Below are 18,128 nucleotides of genomic sequence, written 5' to 3' on the forward strand. Positions count from 1 at the left end.
GCGGCATGATGAGGCCCGTCATCCTGTCGGCGCGCGGCATCACCAAGTCGTTCGGTGATCGCACAGTTCTTGCCGGCATCGACCTCGACGTGGCGGAGGGCGAGGCGGTCGCGATCATCGGTGCCTCCGGAAGTGGGAAAACTACATTCCTCCGCTGCCTCAACCGCCTCGAGATGCCGGACGCGGGCACGGTAAAGGTGGGTGACGAGACGATCGGCGAGACCGCGTTCGGTCGTGCCGCCGATGCGCGCTCGCTAGCGCGGCAGCGCCGGCTATTCGGCTTCGTGTTCCAGCGGTTCAACCTTTTCCCGCACCTGACGGCGCGCGGCAACGTCGCCATTGGCCCACGCCGCGTGCTCGGGCTTGACCGTGACGAGGCGAACTGGCGGGCGGAGAACTGCCTCGCGAAGGTCCAGCTCGAGGCGCACATGGACAAGCGCCCGAGCCAGCTTTCCGGCGGCCAGCAGCAGCGCGTGGCGATCGCCCGCGCGCTGGCGATGGAACCGCGCGTGATGCTGTTCGACGAACCGACCTCGGCGCTCGACCCGGAACTCGTGCAGGAGGTGCTCGATGCCATGCGGCGCCTTGCGGCCGAGGGGATGACGATGGTCGTCGTCACCCACGAGATGCGCTTTGCCCGCGCGGTGGCCGATCGCGTGGTGTTTATGGCCGATGGCGCGGTGGCTGAGGTCGGGCCGCCTTCGTCGTTCTTCGGCGCACCAAAGGACCCGCGCCTGCAGCGCTTCCTGCGTCATCTCGACCACGCGGCATGAGCCCGCGGTTCGACCTGCTGGTGACAGGGGCCGTGCTCGTCTCCGGTGAGCCAGGGGCCGGGGTGGTCGAGGATGCGGCGATCGGCGTCATCGGCGGGAGGTTCGCCTTCGCAGGGCAGCGCAGCGCATTGCCGGATGACGCGACGGCCGCCGAACGGCTCGACGCATCGGGGCACCTGGCGATCCCGGGCCTGATCAACGTGCACACGCACACGATCCTCAGCATGGTGCGCGGTGTCGCCGAGGACATGGGCTTCGCGCCCGCCTACACGCCGGGCGTGCCGCAGGGACACATGGTGACGGAGGAGGAAGCGGTCGCGCTCGCCCGCCTCGGAGCCCTCGAGGCGCTGTTGTTCGGCGCGACGCTGATCAATGACAGCTACGTGCATGCGCACCTGACGCTGCCTGCCATGGCCGAGACAGGCATCCGCGCCTTCGCGTGTTCGCGCATCCACGATGTCGATTTCTCCGGGGTGTCGCAGGGGCGATGGGTGCATGACCCAGCGATCGGCGAGGCGACGCTTGCGGCAGCGGCGACGCTTGCGCAGCGGTTCGACGGTGTGCCCGATCGCCGCACCGGCGTGCAGCTTGCCGCGCACGCGCCCGACACGTGCAGCACGGCGTTCCTGCGCGTGGTGAAGGCTGCGTCCGAACGGCTCGGCCTTCCCGTCACCACGCATTTGTCGCAGAGCGGAACGGAGGTCGCGCGCATCCGCGAGCGTGACGGCTGCACGCCAGCCGAGCTGCTTGACGGTCTGGGCCTGCTCGACGACCGGCTCGTCGCCGCACACTGCATCCATGTGACGGAGAGCGACATCGCGCGCATCGGCCGCGCCCGCGTGCACGTCGCGCACATTCCCAAGGGCAACGCCACCGGGGCGGTGATGGCGCCGACCCGCGCACTGGAAGATGCCGGCGCGCGCCTCTGTCTCGCGACCGACAACATGCATGCCGACATGGTCGAGGTGATGCGCTGGGCGCTCGCGATCGGGCGGCTCCAGCGTGGCCGCATCGATGCCAGCTGGGGCCCCATGGAGATGCTCGGCTTCGCCACGCGCAACGGTGCTGCGGCGATGGGGCTTGGCGACGAGCTCGGGAGCGTGACGGTCGGCAAGCGGGCCGATCTCGCGCTCATCGACCTCCGCCGCCCGCATTTGACACCGGCGATGGACCCCCTTGGCACGGTGGTCCATTGCGGCCATGGGCGCGACGTGGCGCACGTGATCGTCGAGGGCGAGATCGTCGTGCGGGGCGGCGTTCCGACGAAGGTCGACATGGCGACGATCTGCCGCGAGGGCGCTGCTGCCTCCGCGGCACTCTGGGCAAGGGCGCGCGGATGAAGGAGGGGGGATGAACGGCAATCCCGTCGCGCGCGCCGTCACGCCCGCCACGCGCCTCTTCGCCATCCTCTGTGGCTGGTGGCTGCTCGGCTACAGCCTGCTCGTCTGCGTCGACATCGTCGCGCGGCGGTTCTTCGCCTTCTCGCTGCAAGGCACCGATGAGATCGGCGGCTACACGCTCGCGGTGGTGTCGGCCTTCGGATTTGCCCATGCATTGGCCACGCGCCGGCACACGCGGATCGACCTGTTCATCAACGCCTTGCCGCCGCGCCTGCGCGCGCTGGCGAATGCAACGGCGGCGATCACCATCGCCATCCTCGCCAGCTTCGCTGCCTCGCGCGGCTTTGCCGAAGCCTCCGATTCCTGGATGTTCAACGCCGTCTCGACCAGCCCGCTGCAGACGCCTATCTGGCTGCCGCAAGGCCTCTGGGTGGCCGGGTTCTCGCTGTTCGCGATCGTGGCCGTCGTGTTCGCGTTGCACGCGGTCTGGCTGGCGATCGTCGCGCCCGCGCGCGCCAATGCCTGGTACGGGCCGCCGACGGTGGCGGAGGAGATCGCCGCCGAAGGCGGACCGATGATCGAGGGGAAGCGCTGATGGGTTTCGGCGTCACCCAGGCCGCGATCGGCTTCGCCATCATGCTAGCGCTTATGGCGTCTGGGCTTCATGTCGCCGTCGTCATGGCGGCGATCGCGGCGCTTGGCGCCGATCTCTATCTCGGCGGGCCCGTGGTCAACGCCATGGGCATGCAGCTTTGGGGGGCGACCGACAGCTTCACCCTGCTCGCCGCCCCCTTGTTCATCCTGCTCGGCGAATTGCTCGTGAAAGGCGGGGCAACGGACCGAATGTACGCTGCCTTGTCAGCCTGGCTCGGGCCACTGCCTGGCGGCCTGTTGCACACGAATATCGGCGCCTGCGCGGTGTTCGCCGCCGTGTCGGGTTCATCGGTCGCGACGGCAGCGACGATCGGGACGGTGGCGCTGCCTGCCTTCGAGGACCGGCGGTATGATCCGCGCCTGGTGCTTGGCACCATCGCCGGTGGTGCCACGCTCGGCATCCTCATTCCGCCCTCGATCAACATGATCATCTATGGGGCCATGACGAACACCTCCGTCGGCCGCCTCTATGCCGCGGGGGTGTTTCCCGGCCTCATCCTCACCGGACTCTTCATGCTCGTCACGGCCGTGCTGTGCCTGTGGCGCCCTGCGCTCGCGGGTGGGCGGGAACCGTCGCTGCCGCTTGGCGTGCGGCTGCGCGCGCTCTCCGGCCTCGCGCCGCCGATCGGCATCTTCGTCGCCGTCATGGGGAGCATCTATGCCGGCTGGGCAACGCCGACGGAGAGTGCGGCCGTTGGCGTGGTCGCTGCCTTCCTGCTGTCCTTCTGCTACGGCCGCTTCTCGTTCCGCATGCTCAACGCGTGCTTCGAGACGACGGTGGGGGTCACGGCGATGATCGTGCTCATCGTCGCGGCTGCCTTCTACCTCAACTTCGTCCTCGGCATCCTCGGCGTGCCGCAGACCCTGTCTGCCTTCGTCGCCTCGATCGGGGCGGGCCCAACCGAGATCCTGTTGATCCTCTTCATCTTCTACCTGATCCTCGGCTGCTTCCTCGAGACGCTGTCGATGATGGTGGGTACCATCCCGATCGTGTTCCCGATCGTCACCGCTCTTGGTATCGACCCGGTGTGGTTCGGCATCTTCCTCGTGGTGATGTGCGAGATGGCGCTGATCACCCCGCCCGTCGGGCTGAACCTCTATGTGGTGCAGGGTGTGCGGCGGTCCGGCGCGATCACCGACGTGATCCAGGGAACGCTGCCCTACCTTGCCATGATGGTGGTGTTGACCGTGCTGCTGGTCGCCTTCCCTGGCATCGCGCTGTGGCTGCCGAACAAGACCTTCGGCTGAGCGGTGCGCGTGCACTCGGCCTCGCCGAGGCGTTCCTCGCGACGCTGGCGGAGAGAAGTGCCGATGCGCCAGGCGTGACGCGGGCGAGCTTCGGTGCCGGCGAGCGCATGGCGCATGCCGAGGCACGGGCGGTTGCGGAGGGCCTCGGCCTCGTCGTCACGACCGATGCCATCGGCACGCTGATGATGACGCTGCCGGGGCGTGACCCATCGCTGCCCGCCGGCGTGATCGGCAGCCATCTCGACAGCGTTCGCCACGGCGGCAACTACGATGGTGCGGCGGGCGTGGCGATGGGCCTCGCGCTGGCCGCACGCCTCGTGCACGCGGGAGCGCAGCCGGCGCGTGACCTCGTCATCCTGGGCATCCGGGCTGAGGAGATGGTGTGGTTCCCGGCCCACTATCTCGGCAGCCGCGCGGCTTTCGGTGTGCTGCCGGCGGATGCGCCCGACACGCTGCGTCGCACCGACACGGGCCGGACGCTGGCTGATCACATGGCCGAGGAGGGGTTCGATCCGGATTTCGTTCGCGCCCGCAGCGCGAGCCTCGATCCTGGCCGCATCGCCTGGTTCATCGAGCCGCATATCGAGCAGGGGCCAGCCCTGGTCGAGGCAGCGCTCCCGGTGGGCATCGTCACCGGGATCCGCGGGTCAATCCGGTACCGGAACTGCCGCGCCATTGGGCAGGATGCCCATGCAGGCGCCGTTCCCCGCGGCTTCCGCCACGATGCCGTTCTCGCCGCCGCCCGCCTCGCCGCCGGCCTCGACCGGTTCTGGGACCAGGAGGAGGCGCGCGGCAGCGACCTCGTTCTGACGATCGGCGAATTCTGGACAGACCCCGCCCGCCACGCCCCGACGCGCATCCCTGGCGAGGTGCGCTTCACCCTCGACATTCGCAGCGAAGATGATGCGGTTCTCGACCGCGCCCGTGCGCATCTCGATGCCGCGATCGCAGGCGAACGCCGCGTGAAGATCGACCTCGGCCCCGGCATGCGCGCAACACCTGCGCTGATGGACCGCGCGATCCAGGCGGCGCTGCACGCGGCCGCTGCGTCACGCGGCGTGACGGTGATGCCGATGGCGAGTGGCGCGGGGCATGACTGCGCGACCTTCGCCGGCCTCGGCATCCCATCCGGCATGGTGTTCATCCGGAACGAGAACGGCAGCCACAATCCTGACGAGGCGATGGCGATGGAGGATTTCGCCGCCGCCTTCAGCGTGATGGCGGCGGCGACAGACAGGCTGCTCGGCGTCAGTTGAGGCTGTAGCCGCGCGCCGCGCCCACGGTGCTGTTCCACATCGTCACGCAGTTGTTCCAGACGCGCGAGCAGCTGTCACGGAAGGAGGGCAGCACCGCGGTGCTCACGGCCGCGCGGAGTGCTGCCTCATCGGCGGCGGGAACGGGCGACAGCACGTTGGTGAACTTCTTTCCTTCGGTGCAGGCGGGCTGATTCGTCATGCAGGCGATGGCGATATCATTCGAGGTATCAGCCAGTGCCCAGAGCTGGTTCTCCATGTCCTTGAAGGCGGCATCGAGGGCCTGCTGCTGCGCCGGCGAGAAGCGCCGCCAGGCGGCAACCGACATGAAGTGGCCCTGCATGCCGCCAGCCAGACTCATCGGGAAGATATGGGTCGTCACCTCGGCCCAGTTGCCCTGGTGCGCCGAGGTGGCAGAGGTGATGCCGCAATTGACCACGCCGCGCTGGAGTGCGGGGTAGGTCTCAGTGAAATTCAGCGTCACGGGCGTTCCGCCGAAATGCTGGATCAGCGCCGACATCGAGGGCGTGTAGGAGCGGATCTTGAGCCCGCGGAAGTCGGCGATCGACTTCACCGGGTGGTTGCAGAAGAAGAACTGCGGCCCGAATGGCCATAGGGCGACGGCCTTGACGCCAAACCGTTCCTGGATGCGGGCATCGAACGCCGCGCGCATCGCCTCGGTCGCCTTCCTGAGGTCAGCCACGGTGGTCGAGACGCCGATGAGGTCGATCCCGTCGAGGAACGGCTCGTCACGCGCGACCTGGCCGATCGGCGTCGTCATGACGTCGAACGCGCCGGAGCGGAGCAGGCGGAGCACATCGGCCGGCTGCGCGCCAACCTGGTCGATCGGGTTGAACGTGATCGCCACCGGCGCGCCGACGCGGCCCGGCAGCGTGCCGTAGAACGGCCGCTCGATGCCCTCGACCACCTTGGCATTGGCGGTGAAGTGGCCGGTGATGCGGAGCGGGATGGGCGCCTGCGCCGCTGCGGGAAGGCTGAGCGCTGCGGCAAGGGTGGCGGCGGCGAGAAGGCGGAACGGCGCGTGCATCATGACCCCCGGGGCGGTTGCTGCGTGCAGCACAGGCCCTAGCAAATCCGATGCCGCACCGATCCGTCTCTCCGCGTCAGGCGATCGGTCCCCAGGGATCGTCCATCGCGGGAAGGCCAAGCACCTGGCGCCAGTGCCTCGCGATGTCGATCCGTCGCGCGACCCAGACGCCGTGGTGCCGCGTGACGTGCCGCAGCAGCGAGACGAGGCCGCCGATGCGCGCCGGCCGCCCGATCGCGCGGAGGTGCAGCCCGATCGACAGCATCCGCGGGGCCGTGGCCCCCTCCTCGTAGAGCCTGTCGAACGCGGCGATGCAGTAGCGGGAGAAATCGTCGGCGAACACGAAGCCGCCGCCGGCGCGGAACCGCATGTCGTTGGTGTCGAACGCATAGGGCAGAACGATGTGCTGCCGCCCGGCGACGGTGAGCGGGTAGGGCAGGTCATCGTCATAGGCGTCGCTGTCATAGACGAAGCCGCCATGCTCCATCAGCAGCCGGCGGGTGTTCAGGCTCGCCGATGACCGCGTGTGCCAGCCCGAGGGCCTGCGCCCGCAGGCCGCCTCGATCGCCGAGACGGTGCGGGCGATGTTGCCACGCTCCTCCTCCTCGCCCATCGCGGCGTGCTTCTCCCACCGCCAGCCATGGGCAGATACCTCGTGCCCGGCTTCGGCAGGCAGGGCGGCGAGCCAGGGACTCTCCGCCACGGCGCGGCCGCAGGAGGAGAAGGTGGCGCGCACCCCGAACGCGCCGAGCACGTCCATCACCCGGCGGAACCCGGCATGCAGCCCGTAGGCGTAGTGGCTCTCCATGCACACATCCGCCACGCCCTCGAGACGCTCCTGCGTATCGTCGACCTTCTCGTTGTGCGGGTCGCCGCGGGTGAGTGAGTACTCCGCTCCCTCCTCGACATTCACCACGATTGAAAGCGCCACGCGTGCCCCCCCGGGCCAGCCGGCACGGGGCGGAAAACTCCGTCGTTCGGTCATGCGATCCTTCGTCCCCTCATCGCCACGCGGTGCAGCATGCCGCGTGCCACCGGCAGACGCGAGGGCTTGCATGCGCGCCAACTTGCCGCGACGCTGGGGCCCATGACACAGACCCGCATCGGCATGCTCGTGCCGTCATCCAACACCGTCGCCGAGCCGTATACGCAGGCGATGCTGGCCGCCACGCCCGCCATCACGCTGCATGTCGCGCGCTTCCGCGTGACCAGGCTCGACCTGACCGACGCCGCACTCGTGCAGTTCACCCAGGCACCATTGCTCGAGGCTGCCTCGCTGCTGGCGGATGCGAAGCTGCACGCAATCTGCCTGAACGCCACCGCCTCCTGCTACACGGGGCTCGCTGGCGATCGTGCGCTGACGGCGGCGATCACGGCAGCGACGGGCATTCCCGCCGCCACCGCGATGCTCGCGCTCGATACGTTGCTCAAGCGTATTGGTGGGCAGCGCATCGGGCTCGTGACACCCTTCCTCCATGACGTGCAGGAGGCGACGCTGAAGGTGCTCCGCGGCGAAGGCTGGCCGATCGTGGCGGAGCGCCATCTGAACGACCCCGGCAACTACAGCTTCGCGACGTGGCCTGACGAGCGCGTGGCGGAGCTTGCCCGCGAGGTGGCGGCCGAGGGCGTTGACAGCATCGCGATCGTCTCCACCAACCTGCGCGGGGCGATGGTCGCACCCGCCCTCGAGCGCGAACTCGGCATTCCGGTTCTCGACACGGTCGCTACCGCACTCTGGGGGGCACTCGCCGCCGCCGGTGCCGACCCGCGTGCGATCAGGGGCTGGGGCCGCATGTTCGACGAAGGGATCTAGCGCAGGGCTCGTTGCGTTTCCGGCAGGCCGGCGCGCGAGCCAGACAGTCGCCTGCACCCTTCGTTGTTGGATGCGCGCGACTCCAGGTACGGTACCTTGGACGCCGTCGGTGGGGCGGGAATGCAGGGTGCGGTCGGTGCGCAGTCAGGTGTGCTCGACACGGGCCTTGCCAGCACAGGAGTGGGCGATGACGTTCCAGGCGTTTCTGAACAATCCGAAAGGCTATTTGTCGACCCACGAGATGTACATCGCGAACAGCCCCGCGGTGCTTGCGTGCATGCGATCCGACAACGCGCATGCGTTGCCAGGTGGGCTGACACGTCAGCGCTGGCGTCAGCGGCCCGCCGGGCCGTTTCCGACATTTGTGGCAGGCGGGGCGCCGGTCGGAGCGAAGCCGGTCGGGCAGGTGTTGCACGATACCGCGCGGCACCTGCCATTCGTCGGCCGAAAACTCCTCCAGTACGGCCTGGGGAGCACCGTCGGCGATCTTGGGCTGCGCTATCTGCCGTTCAATCCCAACCACGTCACGTACATGCGTGTCCACGGTGCCGCAACCTTCGTCATGACGGGCCCATTGACCGGTTGCACGATCGCAGCCGTGCGGGGCGGGGCAGGCGAGATATGGTTCATCCACTCCAACCAGAACGGCGGCGGTGTTGCCGGGGCCATAGCGGCTCAGTTGCAGGGCATTACGGATCTCGTGACCGGAGTGCTCGGGCTGCTGATGGCGAACGTCATCACCTGCACGTATCTCACGGACTATGACGGCTTCGGTTTCGTGTTCGGTCGGCTTCGACCGAACGGAGTATGGAAGTTCTACTCACATGCAACGAGTCAGGCCGGCAACACTGCAACCCGCAAGTTCGGGCAGTTCTGATCCGGGTCGAGCGTCGCCTTCGGCCAACCCGTCGCGATGACCCCGGCACGGGAGAAGTGCGGTCGACGAGGGACCACTGCCGCGACACTGCGTTTCAGGGCGTGAAACGGATGGAGCCTGGGCCAGGATCTGCCGCGCGATCGATTCCAATCGAACAGCGTTCGCTGGACCATGATCCGCGGTCGCTACTCATGGTCCAGCCATCATCTGGCGAGCGATTCGACTCGATGACGGAACGCTCGGCGATGCAACATCAGCGGATACTGCCCTAGCCAGAGAGCGTTTCCATTGCTGCCGTCACCCCACCCCTGCCATGCGGCACGCCGGCATCGCGCAGGCTGAGTTCCACGGCAGCAAGCGTGCCGAGGATCATCGGCTCGTTCAGGTCACCGAGATGGCCGATGCGGAACACCCGCCCGCCAAGCTTGCCCAAGCCCCCGCCGAGCGAGACGTTGTAGCGCGCGGCAGCCTTCCGCACGCCCTCGGCGTTGTGCCCCTCGGGCATCAGGATGGCCGTGACGCTGTCGGAATAACGCACCGGGTCGGTGCAGAAGAGCTGCGGCCCATCGTTGCCCGACCACACCTTCACGGCAGCGCGCACGGCCTTGGCCAGGCGATGGTGGCGCGCATACACGGCCTCCATCCCCTCCTCCTCGAGCAGGCGGAGCGCTTCGGCAAGCCCGTGGAACATCTGCGTCGGGATGGTGCCGACGAAGCTCTTGTGCCGCCGCGTCAGCATCACCGACCAGTCGAGGTAGTGGCGCGGCATGGTGGCCTTCGCATGCGCCACCATCGCCTTCTGGCTGACGGCGGTGAAGCTCATCCCCGTCGGGAGCATCAGCCCCTTCTGGCTGCCGCCGACGGTAAGGTCGATGCCCCATGCATCCATCGTGTAGGGCAGCGAGCCGAGGGACGAGATCGTGTCGGAGAGCAGCAATGCCGGGTGCTTCGTCTCGTCGAGGGCAGCGCGGATCGCGGCGACCGGCAGCGTCACGCCCGTGGAGGTCTCGTTGTGCACGGTGCAGACCGCGGAAATCCTGTGGCCCGTGTCGGCCGCGAGCGCTGCCTTCACCGCCTCGGCCTGCGCGCCGCGGCGCCAATCCGCCGGCACCGTCTCGACGGACAGGCCGAATTTATGCGCCATCTCCGTCCAGCTCTCGCTGAAATAGCCGCTTTCGAGCATCAGCAGCGTGTCGCCGGGCGAGAACAGGTTGACGAGGCTCGCCTCCCACGCGCCGTGGCCGGAGGCGGCGTACATGAAGATGTGCCCGTCGGTGCGCAGCACCTGCTTCAGGCGGGCGGAGCAATCCTCGAACAGCGCAATGAAGCCTTCATCCATGAAGTCGGCCGAGGGGCGGTCGATCGCGCGGAGGATGCTGTCGGGGATGTTGGTGGGGCCTGGGTTGGCGAAGAACAGGCGGCCGCGCGGCTTCGGTGGCAAGGGAGTGTCTCCGGATCGGTGTTGCGCCAGGGCTTTTGCGCCAGGGCTTTTGCGCCAGGGCTCGCGGTCAACCCCAAAGGTCAGGTTCCGGCGGGTCGACGAGGCTGCCATCGTAGCGCAGGCCGGGCGTGCGGTCGCGCGCCATCAGCAGCGGGCCGTCGATGTCGACGAAATCGACCCCCTGCGCCACGAGATGGGCCGGCGCCATGGAGAGGGAACTGGCCAGCATGCAGCCGACCATCACCCTGAAGCCGCGTGCCTGCGCCGCCTCGCGCAGCTTCAGCGCCTCGGTCAGCCCCCCGGTCTTGTCGAGCTTGATGTTGACGACCTGGTAGAGCCCGGCGAGGCGGGCAAGCGTTGTCGTGTCATGGCAGCTCTCGTCGGCGCCGAGCGGCAGCGGGAAGGCGACATCGCGCAGCGCCTCATCGGCCTCCGCGTGCAGCGGCTGTTCGAGCATCTCGACGCCGGCTTCGGCGAGCGCTGGCGCGATCTCGCGCGCCTGGTCGAGGGTCAGCGCCTCGTTGGCATCGACGATGATGCGGGATGAGGGTGCGTTGGCGCGCACGGCGGCAATGCGCGCGGCATCCTCACCATCGCCGGTGAGCTTGAGCTTCAGCAGCGGGCGCGATGCCGCCTCCGCTGCAGCCTTCCCCATCGCTTCCGGCGCGTCGACCGAGAGCGTGTAGGCGGTCGTCACGCGCGCAGGCTCTGGCAGGCCGGCGAGCTCCCACACCCGTTTGCCCGAGAGCTTTGCCTCGAGGTCCCACAGCGCGCAATCGACGGCGTTCCGGGCGGCACCTGCGCGCATCGCCCGCTGCAACCCCTCGCGTTCGAGGCCACCCGCGATGGAGGGACCGATCGCGGCGATCGCCCTCGCCACGTCATCCACCGTCTCGCCATAGCGCGCATAGGGCGTGCACTCGCCACGGCCGATCACGTCGCCATCGGTGATCTCGCAGACGAGAACACGCGCCTCGGTGCGCGCACCGCGGCTGATGCGGAACGTGCCCTTAAGCGGAAACACCTCCTCATGCACGGTCAACAGGCGCGGCATTGCCCTACATCCCCTTCAGCACATCGACGATCAGCCCGCAGCCGGTGCGTGCCGGGTCGATCGTCGGCATACCGAAACGATCTGCCGTGCGCGCGATCTCGGCCATTGCCGCCCCTTCGTCCATCTTCGAGGTGTTGAGGCTGATGCCGATCACCTTCGCTGCCGGGTTCGTGATGCGTGCACAGGCCTCATGTGCTGCGATCGTCTCGGCGATGCCGGGAACAGGCCTGGCGCCAAGGCCGCGCATGGTCGGCCGGTCGGGGGCATGGACCATCACGAGCGCATCGGGTTGCGCGCCCATCACGAGCCCGACCGTCACGCCGGCATAGGAGGGATGCAGCACGGTCGCCTGGCCCTCCACCACGTCCCAATGGTCGGGCGCGTTGGCGGGGCAGAGCATCTCGACCGCACCGGCGATGAAATCGGCCACCACGGCGTCGAGCGGGATGCCGGAACCGGCGATGAGGATGCCCGTCTGCCCCGTGGCGCGGAAGGTGGCGTTCATGCCGCCGGCCTTCATGTCACGATCGAGCGCGAGGCCGGTGTACATCTTCCCGATCGAGCAATCGGTGCCGACGGTCAGCACGCGCTTGCCGGCGCGGCGGATGCCGGTGCCGATGGGAAAGTTGCCCTCGGGCGTGCGCACGTCATGGATGGTGCGGTGGAACAGCGCCGCTGCCTCGCGCACGGCGGGAAGGTCGCCCACCCTGTCATGCAGGCCCGACGCGATGTCCATCCCGAGTTCGAGCGCGCGCACCATCAGCTGCTGCCACGCCTCGTTGATCCTGCCGCCGCGCACGGTGGTGCCGATCAGGAGCGTCTTCGCACCCTGCTCGGCTGCCTGTTCAAGCGTCAGGTCAGCCAGGCCGGCATCGGCCTGGCAGCCCGGAAGGCGCAGCTGGCCGACGCACCAATCGCGGCGCCACTCGGCGATGCCGACGCCGGTCTTGCCGGCGAGCTGGTCATGCGCATCGCCGAGGAAGATGAGATAGGGGGTGCGGATCTGCAGCACGCGGCAACTCCTTGGTCGGGAATCGCCGGCAGGCTAGACGCTCAGGCGCCGCGCGCCAATGGCTGCCCGCACAGCCGCGAGAACGGGTGCCGGAACCCTCACGGTAAGGGAGAGCACGAGGAACGAGAGGGTCTTGCCGTGCCCGTCGAGGCCGAGGGAGCCGTTCACCCCGCCCTCGAGCACATCGTCGATGACAAGGTTGAGCGCATGGAGCTTCGGCAACTCATGGCGTACTACGCGCGATGGCCGCCGGTGGGCGAAGAGGGAGGCGATCCGCGCCTCCGTCACCTCGGCAAGCAGTACGGGGAACGCCTCGGGTGCATAGGCAATCACGGCGCAGTTGATCCGGTTGCCCTTGTCGCCGGTGCGGGCATGGGCGATCGCATGCAGCGGCACGATCACGTTGCTCATCCGATCAGGCTCACACGCGGGGTGATGCGGGCACGCGGGATGAGGGCCGATGTGGTGGCGATGCGCGGCGTGACAGCGATGCGCACGCCGCCGCCGCCGGCAGGCCCGGTGCAGTAGAGGTGCAGCACCTCGCGCGAAGCGGCTTCGGCGGCTGCGCGATCGGGCGATGCTGCGGCGAGGCGCACGCGGAACTCGCCATCAGGCATGGCGTTGGCGCCGCGTGCGGCATCGTCGCTGTCGAACACCGCCTGCAGGCCGAGGATATCGATGCGCGAACGGATCGTGTTCCCCGTGATGCTATCCTGGGCAGGCGCGATGCGTTGCCGCAGCGTTTCGGCGGCAAGGCGCGCGCGGGCAGCAGCGTTCGGCCCCGCGTAGCTGATCTCGCCCTCGCCGAGGAACCCACCTTCGAGGCTGACCGTTGCCTTCAGCGTCGGCGGTGCCGCATGGCCCTGCGCACCGGCGACGCGCACGCGGTCACGCTCCTCCTCAGCGATCGTCACGCCCGTGACATCGAGCGTCACGTCGGGCGTCAGATAGGCAGCGGGGTCGTGGATCTCGTAGAGGATCTGCTCGGTCACCGTGCGCCGGTCCACCAACCCGCCCGTGCCGTCGGCCTTGGTGATGACGATGCCGCCATCATCGCTCACCTCCGCGATCGGGAAGCCGAGGCGTGCCATGCCCGGAACGTCCTTCACCCCTGGATCGGCGAAGTAGCCGCCCGTGACCTGTGCGCCGCATTCCAGAAGATGGCCGGCGAGTGTTCCAGCAGCGAGACGGTCGAGCGCACCAGCGCTCCACCCGAAGGCGTGGATCAGCGGGCCGAGGGCGAGCGCTGGATCGGCGATCCTGCCGGTGACGACCACCTCCGCCCCGAGCCCAAGCGCTTCGGCGATGGGAAAGGCGCCGAGATAGGCGTTCGCGGCGATGATCGACCCGCCGGGCCGCCCTTCTGGCCACAGGACGCCCGGATCGTCGAGCAGGTCGCGCACGTCATCGCCTTCCACCACCGCGATGCGGGGGCTGCGAAGCCCAAGCTCGGCGGCCAGGCGCGCGATCGCCGCCGCAGCCGCGCGCGGGTTGGCAGCGCCGAAATTGCCGATGATGGGGATGGCGTTGTCGAGGCAGAGGCTAAGGATTGGGCGCAGCAGCGGCAGCAGCATCGGCTCGAAGCCCGCCTCCGCGTTGCCGCGGCGGGCGAGAACGCCGAGCGCCAGCGTGCGTTCGGCCAGCGTCTCGAACGTCATGACCGCCTTCCCGCCGCGCGCGATCAGCGTGCGCACCACTGGCAGCGCAACATCGAGCCTGTCGCCCGAGAATCCAGCCCCGTTGCCGATGAGAAGCCGTGCCATGCGGCAGCGAGGCTAGACGGTCGCGCGGTCCGGTGCCAGCGTCCGCCCGCAGCACGGAGGGACCAATGGGCACACGCGAGACGGCGATTGCACGGGCAAAGGCGCATTTCGACAGCGGCGCGTTCCGCGACACCTTGAGCGCACTCGTCGCCATCCCCTCCACCAGCCAGGAGGAGGCGCACAGGCCGGACCTTGACCGTTACCTCGGCGGCGCGCTGAAGGACTGGCTCACCCGGCTCGGCTTCACCGTCACGATCCACGACAACCCCCATCCCGGCGCGGGCCCCATCCTCGTCGGCCAACGGATCGAGGGCGATGGGCTGCCGACGGTGATCACCTACGGCCATGGCGACACGGTGCGCGGCCTCCCCGAGCAGTGGAGCGAGGGGCTCGACCCCTGGACGCTGACCGAGCGCGACGGCCGCTGGTACGGCCGCGGCACGGCCGACAACAAGGGCCAGCACGCGCTGAACCTCGCCGCTCTCGAAGCCGTCCTTGCCGAGCGCGGCGGTCGGCTCGGCTTCAACCTCAAGCTTGTGATCGAGACCGCGGAGGAGCGTGGGTCGGTGGGTCTGCGCGAGTTTGTCGCGGCGAACCATGACCTGCTCGCCGCCGACGTGCTGATCGGCTCCGATGGGCCGCGCGTGACGCCAGAGGTGCCGACGATCTGCACCGGCACGCGCGGCACCTTCCATTTCGACCTCGTCGTGTCGCTCCGCCAGGGCGGGGTGCATTCCGGCCACTGGGGCGGGCTCACGCGCGACCCGGCGATCATCCTCGCGCATGCGCTCACGGCGATCATGGACCGCAATGGGAAGATCCTCGTGCCTGGCTGGACGCCTGCGGGCGGCGTGCCGGCAGCGGTGAAGGCGGTGCTCGATGGCTGCCCGCTCGGCGGTGGCGACGGTGCGGCGACGATCGACCAGGGCTGGGGCGAGCCTGGGCTCACGCCGGCTGAGAAGGTGTATGGCTGGAACAGCTTCATCGTGCTGGCGATGCTCTCGGGCAAGCCTGACGGGCCGGTGAACGCGGTAGCCCCCGATGCGCGCGCGCATTGCCAGATCCGCTACACCGTCGATACCGACCCTGCCGTGTTCGAACCCGCGCTGCGTAGGCACCTCGACGCCAACGGGTTCCGCGAGGTTCGGATCGAGCGTGGCGGCACGCGCATGCCGGCGAGCCGCACTGATCCAGCTCACCCCTGGGTCCGCTTCGCCGCAGGCTCGATCGCGCGCACGCTCAACGCCCCGCCGCAGGTGATTCCCAACAGCTCAGGCGGCCTGCCAGGCGATGTATTCGTCGATCATCTCGGCGTGCCGCTGCTCTGGATCCCGCACAGCTACAACGGCTGCAAGCAGCATGGGCCCGACGAGCATGTCATTCCTGCCACGCTGCGCTCGGGCATCGCGCTGATGGCTGGCCTCTGGTGGGACATCGGCGCGGGCGGGGCGCCGCGCTGAGGCGTTGCGATCGAGGGAGAGGACGATGCGCATCCTGGTGCTCGGGGCCGGCGCGGTCGGCGGCTATCTCGGCGGGCGTCTCGCAGCATCAGGTGCGGTGGAGGAGGTCGCCTTCGTCGTTCGCCCGAACCGCCGCGCGGCGCTTGACCGCGACGGGCTCGTGATCGAGAGCCCTCACGCCGGCGACCTGCGGCAGCCCGTCACGGCGCTGCTGCCAGGCGATGTGCGGCCCGGGTGGGACGTGGTCCTGTTCGCTTGCAAGGCCTATGACCTTGCCGACGCGATCGAAACGATCCGTCCAGCCGTCGACGGTCGGAGCGCGGTGCTGCCGATCCTGAACGGCCTGTCGCATATCGACGTCCTCGTGCAGGCGTTCGGGGAGGAGCGGGTGCTCGGCGGCCTTGCCGGCATCCAGGCGACGCTGACAGCAGAGGGCGTCGTACGCCATCTCGCACCGCTGACCTTCATCACCTTCGGCGAGCTTGCTGGGCCGGTCTCGCCCCGCGTCGCCGCGCTCAAGGCCGCGTTCGACCGCACGCACGTCACCGCGACGGCGAGCACCGATATCCGCGGCGCGATGTGGTCGAAGCTCGTCTTCCTCGGCACGCTGGCGGCGGCGACGGTGCTGATGCGGGCAAACCTCGGCGAGATCGCCGCTGCGCCCGGCGGTGCGGCGTGGCTCGAGCGGCTGCTCTCGCGGAGCGCCGAGATCGCCGCGGCGCACGGCCACCCGGTGCCGCCGTCGCAGCTCGAAGGCTACGCGACGTTCTTCCGCTCAAGCCACGCGGCCACCGCCTCGATGCTGCGCGATCTCGAAGGCGGCGGGCGGATCGAGGCAGACCATATCCTCGGCTACCTGCTGGAGGCGGCGCGCCGTGCCGGCGTTCCCGACGCGCTGCACGAGGCGGCGTTCCTCAACGCGAAGGCCTATGAGGCCAGGCGCGCGGCGGGGCGCCTGCCGATGGCGGGAAGCTAGCCGGAGACGGCGGCGATCCGCGCGCGGGTTTCCGCCTCGCCGAGCGCTGCGGCAACATCGAATACCGGCGGGCTGACGGTCGAGCCCGTCAGCGCGGCGCGGAGCGGCATCGCGAGGTCCTTCAGCTTCTGGCCAGTGGCCTCGGCATGTGTGCGCGTCGCGGCCTCGAGTGACGGCGCGTCCCAGGCCACGCCGGCCCAGGAAGCCGCGAGGCCGCGCAGCGCGATGCGGGCCTCCGGCGTCAGCAGCGCCTCGGCCTTCGGCTCGAACGCGAGCGGAACGGTGCGCGCCAGGAACGAGGCTCCATCGGCGAGCTCCTCCAGCGTCTGCGCACGCTCCTTCATCGCGGGCATGAGCTTCGCCACACGCTCCGCCGCGATGGCGCCGACGGCACCCTCTGTGCGTCGTGCGAGGCGTTCGAGGACGAGCTTCGTCAGCCGCGCATCGTCGGCCTTGCGGATGTAGACGCCGTTGAGGTGCTTGAGCTTGGCGTAGTCGAACCGCGCCGCCCCTCGGCCGACATCACCGAGGTCGAAGATCGCGGCTGCCTCCTCCATGCCGATCACCTCGATGTCGGCGCGGCCCCAGCCGAGGCGGAGCAGGTAGTTCGCGACCGCTTCCGGCAGGTAGCCCTGGTCGCGGAAGTCGAGGACGCTCACCGCCCCGTGGCGCTTCGAGAGCTTCGATCCGTCCGCCCCGTGGATCAGCGGGATGTGGGCGAAGCGCGGCGTCTCCCACCCCATCGCGCGGTACACCTGCACCTGGCGGAACGTGTTCGTCAGGTGATCGTCGCCGCGGACGACGTGCGTGACACCCATGTCATGGTCGTCGACCACCACGGCGTGGAGGTAGGTCGGCCGCCCGTCGCTGCGCAGGATGATCATGTCGTCGAGCTCTGCGTTGGCGACGCGCACGGTGCCCTGCACCAGGTCATCGACCACCGTCTCGCCTTCGCGCGGTGCCTTGAGGCGGATCGCGCCGGCGACCCCGGGGGGCGCGTCCTTCGGGTCACGGTCGCGCCAGGTGCCGTCGTAGCGCGGCGGGCGCTTCTCGGCGGTCGCGCGCTCGCGCATCGCCTGCAGTTCCTCGGGCGTTTCGTAGGCGTAATAGGCCGTGCCGGCGGCCACCATGGCCTTCGCCACCTCGGCGTGCCGCGCCTCGCGCGCGCGCTGCGACACGGGCGGCTCATCGGCCGGAACGCCGAGCCAGGCGAGGCTTTCGATGATCTGCTCGACAGCGCCCGGCACCTCGCGCGTGGTGTCGGTGTCCTCGATGCGCAGGAGGTACTTGCCCCCCGTGCTGCGGGCGAACAGCCAGTTGAACAGGGCCGTGCGGGCGCCGCCGATGTGCAGGAACCCGGTTGGCGAGGGGGCGAAGCGTGTGACGGTCATGCGCGGGCCTCTAGCACGGCATGGC

The 18,128-nt window shown here is 69.1% G+C and carries 17 protein-coding genes; 9 read left to right on the forward strand and 8 right to left on the reverse strand.

Annotation, left to right across the window (positions count from 1 at the left end; translation table 11 throughout):
* Nucleotides 1-5: 5 nt before the first annotated feature.
* Genes Q0C38_RS00200 through Q0C38_RS00220 form a run of 5 tightly spaced genes read left to right on the forward strand, consistent with a single transcriptional unit; the run spans nucleotide 6 to nucleotide 5,271 of the window.
* Nucleotides 6-773 (forward strand): amino acid ABC transporter ATP-binding protein, encoded by a 768-nt coding sequence (locus Q0C38_RS00200; protein WP_291295027.1) that lies wholly within the window; start codon nucleotides 6-8, stop codon nucleotides 771-773.
* Nucleotides 770-2,113, forward strand: coding sequence for an amidohydrolase family protein (locus Q0C38_RS00205; protein ID WP_291295028.1), 1,344 nt, complete (start codon nucleotides 770-772; stop codon nucleotides 2,111-2,113). The genes Q0C38_RS00200 and Q0C38_RS00205 overlap by 4 nt, the downstream gene beginning before the upstream one ends.
* Nucleotides 2,114-2,123: 10 nt before the next feature.
* Nucleotides 2,124-2,708: a TRAP transporter small permease subunit gene (locus tag Q0C38_RS00210; protein WP_291295029.1), complete on the forward strand. Its 585-nt coding sequence runs from the start codon at nucleotides 2,124-2,126 to the stop codon at nucleotides 2,706-2,708.
* Nucleotides 2,708-4,015, forward strand: a complete 1,308-nt coding sequence (locus tag Q0C38_RS00215) for a TRAP transporter large permease (protein ID WP_291295030.1) — start codon at nucleotides 2,708-2,710, stop codon at nucleotides 4,013-4,015. The genes Q0C38_RS00210 and Q0C38_RS00215 overlap by 1 nt, the downstream gene beginning before the upstream one ends.
* Nucleotides 3,988-5,271 carry a hydantoinase/carbamoylase family amidase gene (locus tag Q0C38_RS00220; RefSeq protein ID WP_291295031.1) on the forward strand — a complete coding sequence of 428 codons (1,284 nt, stop codon included), beginning with the start codon at nucleotides 3,988-3,990 and terminating at the stop codon, nucleotides 5,269-5,271. The genes Q0C38_RS00215 and Q0C38_RS00220 overlap by 28 nt, the downstream gene beginning before the upstream one ends.
* Here Q0C38_RS00220 and Q0C38_RS00225 read toward each other — a convergent pair.
* Nucleotides 5,264-6,316: a TRAP transporter substrate-binding protein gene (locus Q0C38_RS00225; RefSeq protein ID WP_291295032.1), complete on the reverse strand. Its 1,053-nt coding sequence runs from the start codon at nucleotides 6,314-6,316 to the stop codon at nucleotides 5,264-5,266. The genes Q0C38_RS00220 and Q0C38_RS00225 overlap by 8 nt on opposite strands.
* 76 nt (nucleotides 6,317-6,392) lie before the next feature.
* Complete coding sequence (locus Q0C38_RS00230; RefSeq protein WP_291295033.1) at nucleotides 6,393-7,247, reverse strand: polysaccharide deacetylase family protein; 855 nt, start codon at nucleotides 7,245-7,247, stop codon at nucleotides 6,393-6,395.
* 156 nt (nucleotides 7,248-7,403) lie between these two features.
* Between Q0C38_RS00230 and Q0C38_RS00235 the strand changes: the two genes are divergently transcribed.
* The gene (locus Q0C38_RS00235; RefSeq protein WP_291295034.1) at nucleotides 7,404-8,129 is read left to right on the forward strand and encodes an Asp/Glu/hydantoin racemase; all 726 of its coding nucleotides are present in this window, start codon (nucleotides 7,404-7,406) and stop codon (nucleotides 8,127-8,129) included.
* Nucleotides 8,130-8,316: 187 nt separating this feature from the next.
* Nucleotides 8,317-9,006: a hypothetical protein gene (locus Q0C38_RS00240; protein WP_291295035.1), complete on the forward strand. Its 690-nt coding sequence runs from the start codon at nucleotides 8,317-8,319 to the stop codon at nucleotides 9,004-9,006.
* A 268-nt stretch (nucleotides 9,007-9,274) separates the two neighbouring features.
* Here Q0C38_RS00240 and Q0C38_RS00245 read toward each other — a convergent pair whose 3' ends face one another.
* From Q0C38_RS00245 to Q0C38_RS00265, 5 genes are all read right to left on the reverse strand, one after another.
* The gene (locus tag Q0C38_RS00245) at nucleotides 9,275-10,447 is read right to left on the reverse strand and encodes an alanine--glyoxylate aminotransferase family protein (RefSeq protein WP_291295036.1); all 1,173 of its coding nucleotides are present in this window, start codon (nucleotides 10,445-10,447) and stop codon (nucleotides 9,275-9,277) included.
* A gap of 67 nt (nucleotides 10,448-10,514) precedes the next feature.
* Nucleotides 10,515-11,501, reverse strand: a complete 987-nt coding sequence (gene dgcA, locus Q0C38_RS00250; protein WP_291295037.1) for an N-acetyl-D-Glu racemase DgcA — start codon at nucleotides 11,499-11,501, stop codon at nucleotides 10,515-10,517.
* A 4-nt stretch (nucleotides 11,502-11,505) separates the two neighbouring features.
* Complete coding sequence (gene dgcN, locus Q0C38_RS00255) at nucleotides 11,506-12,513, reverse strand: N-acetyltransferase DgcN (RefSeq protein ID WP_366937222.1); 1,008 nt, start codon at nucleotides 12,511-12,513, stop codon at nucleotides 11,506-11,508.
* Between the two features lie 33 nt (nucleotides 12,514-12,546).
* A complete protein-coding gene (locus Q0C38_RS00260) occupies nucleotides 12,547-12,924 on the reverse strand; it encodes a hypothetical protein (protein ID WP_291295038.1) in 378 nt (125 codons plus the stop codon).
* A complete protein-coding gene (locus Q0C38_RS00265) occupies nucleotides 12,921-14,276 on the reverse strand; it encodes an acyclic terpene utilization AtuA family protein (RefSeq protein WP_291295039.1) in 1,356 nt (451 codons plus the stop codon). The genes Q0C38_RS00260 and Q0C38_RS00265 overlap by 4 nt, the downstream gene beginning before the upstream one ends.
* A gap of 65 nt (nucleotides 14,277-14,341) precedes the next feature.
* Here Q0C38_RS00265 and Q0C38_RS00270 point away from each other — a divergent pair, with 65 nt between their 5' ends.
* Both Q0C38_RS00270 and Q0C38_RS00275 read left to right on the forward strand, forming a co-directional pair.
* On the forward strand, nucleotides 14,342-15,736 hold the full coding sequence (locus Q0C38_RS00270) for a M20 family metallopeptidase (RefSeq protein ID WP_291295040.1): 1,395 nt from the start codon (nucleotides 14,342-14,344) through the stop codon (nucleotides 15,734-15,736).
* 25 nt (nucleotides 15,737-15,761) lie between these two features.
* Nucleotides 15,762-16,712, forward strand: coding sequence for a ketopantoate reductase family protein (locus tag Q0C38_RS00275; protein WP_291295041.1), 951 nt, complete (start codon nucleotides 15,762-15,764; stop codon nucleotides 16,710-16,712).
* On the opposite strand, the gene gltX is transcribed toward Q0C38_RS00275, so the two are convergent.
* Nucleotides 16,709-18,103, reverse strand: a complete 1,395-nt coding sequence (gene gltX, locus Q0C38_RS00280; protein WP_291295042.1) for a glutamate--tRNA ligase — start codon at nucleotides 18,101-18,103, stop codon at nucleotides 16,709-16,711. The two genes, Q0C38_RS00275 and gltX, sit on opposite strands and share 4 nt — an antisense overlap.
* Nucleotides 18,104-18,128: the final 25 nt, after the last annotated feature.

Source organism: Elioraea sp. (genome assembly GCF_022842375.1).
In the GTDB taxonomy this organism is placed as follows: Bacteria; Pseudomonadota; Alphaproteobacteria; order Acetobacterales; family Acetobacteraceae; genus Elioraea_A.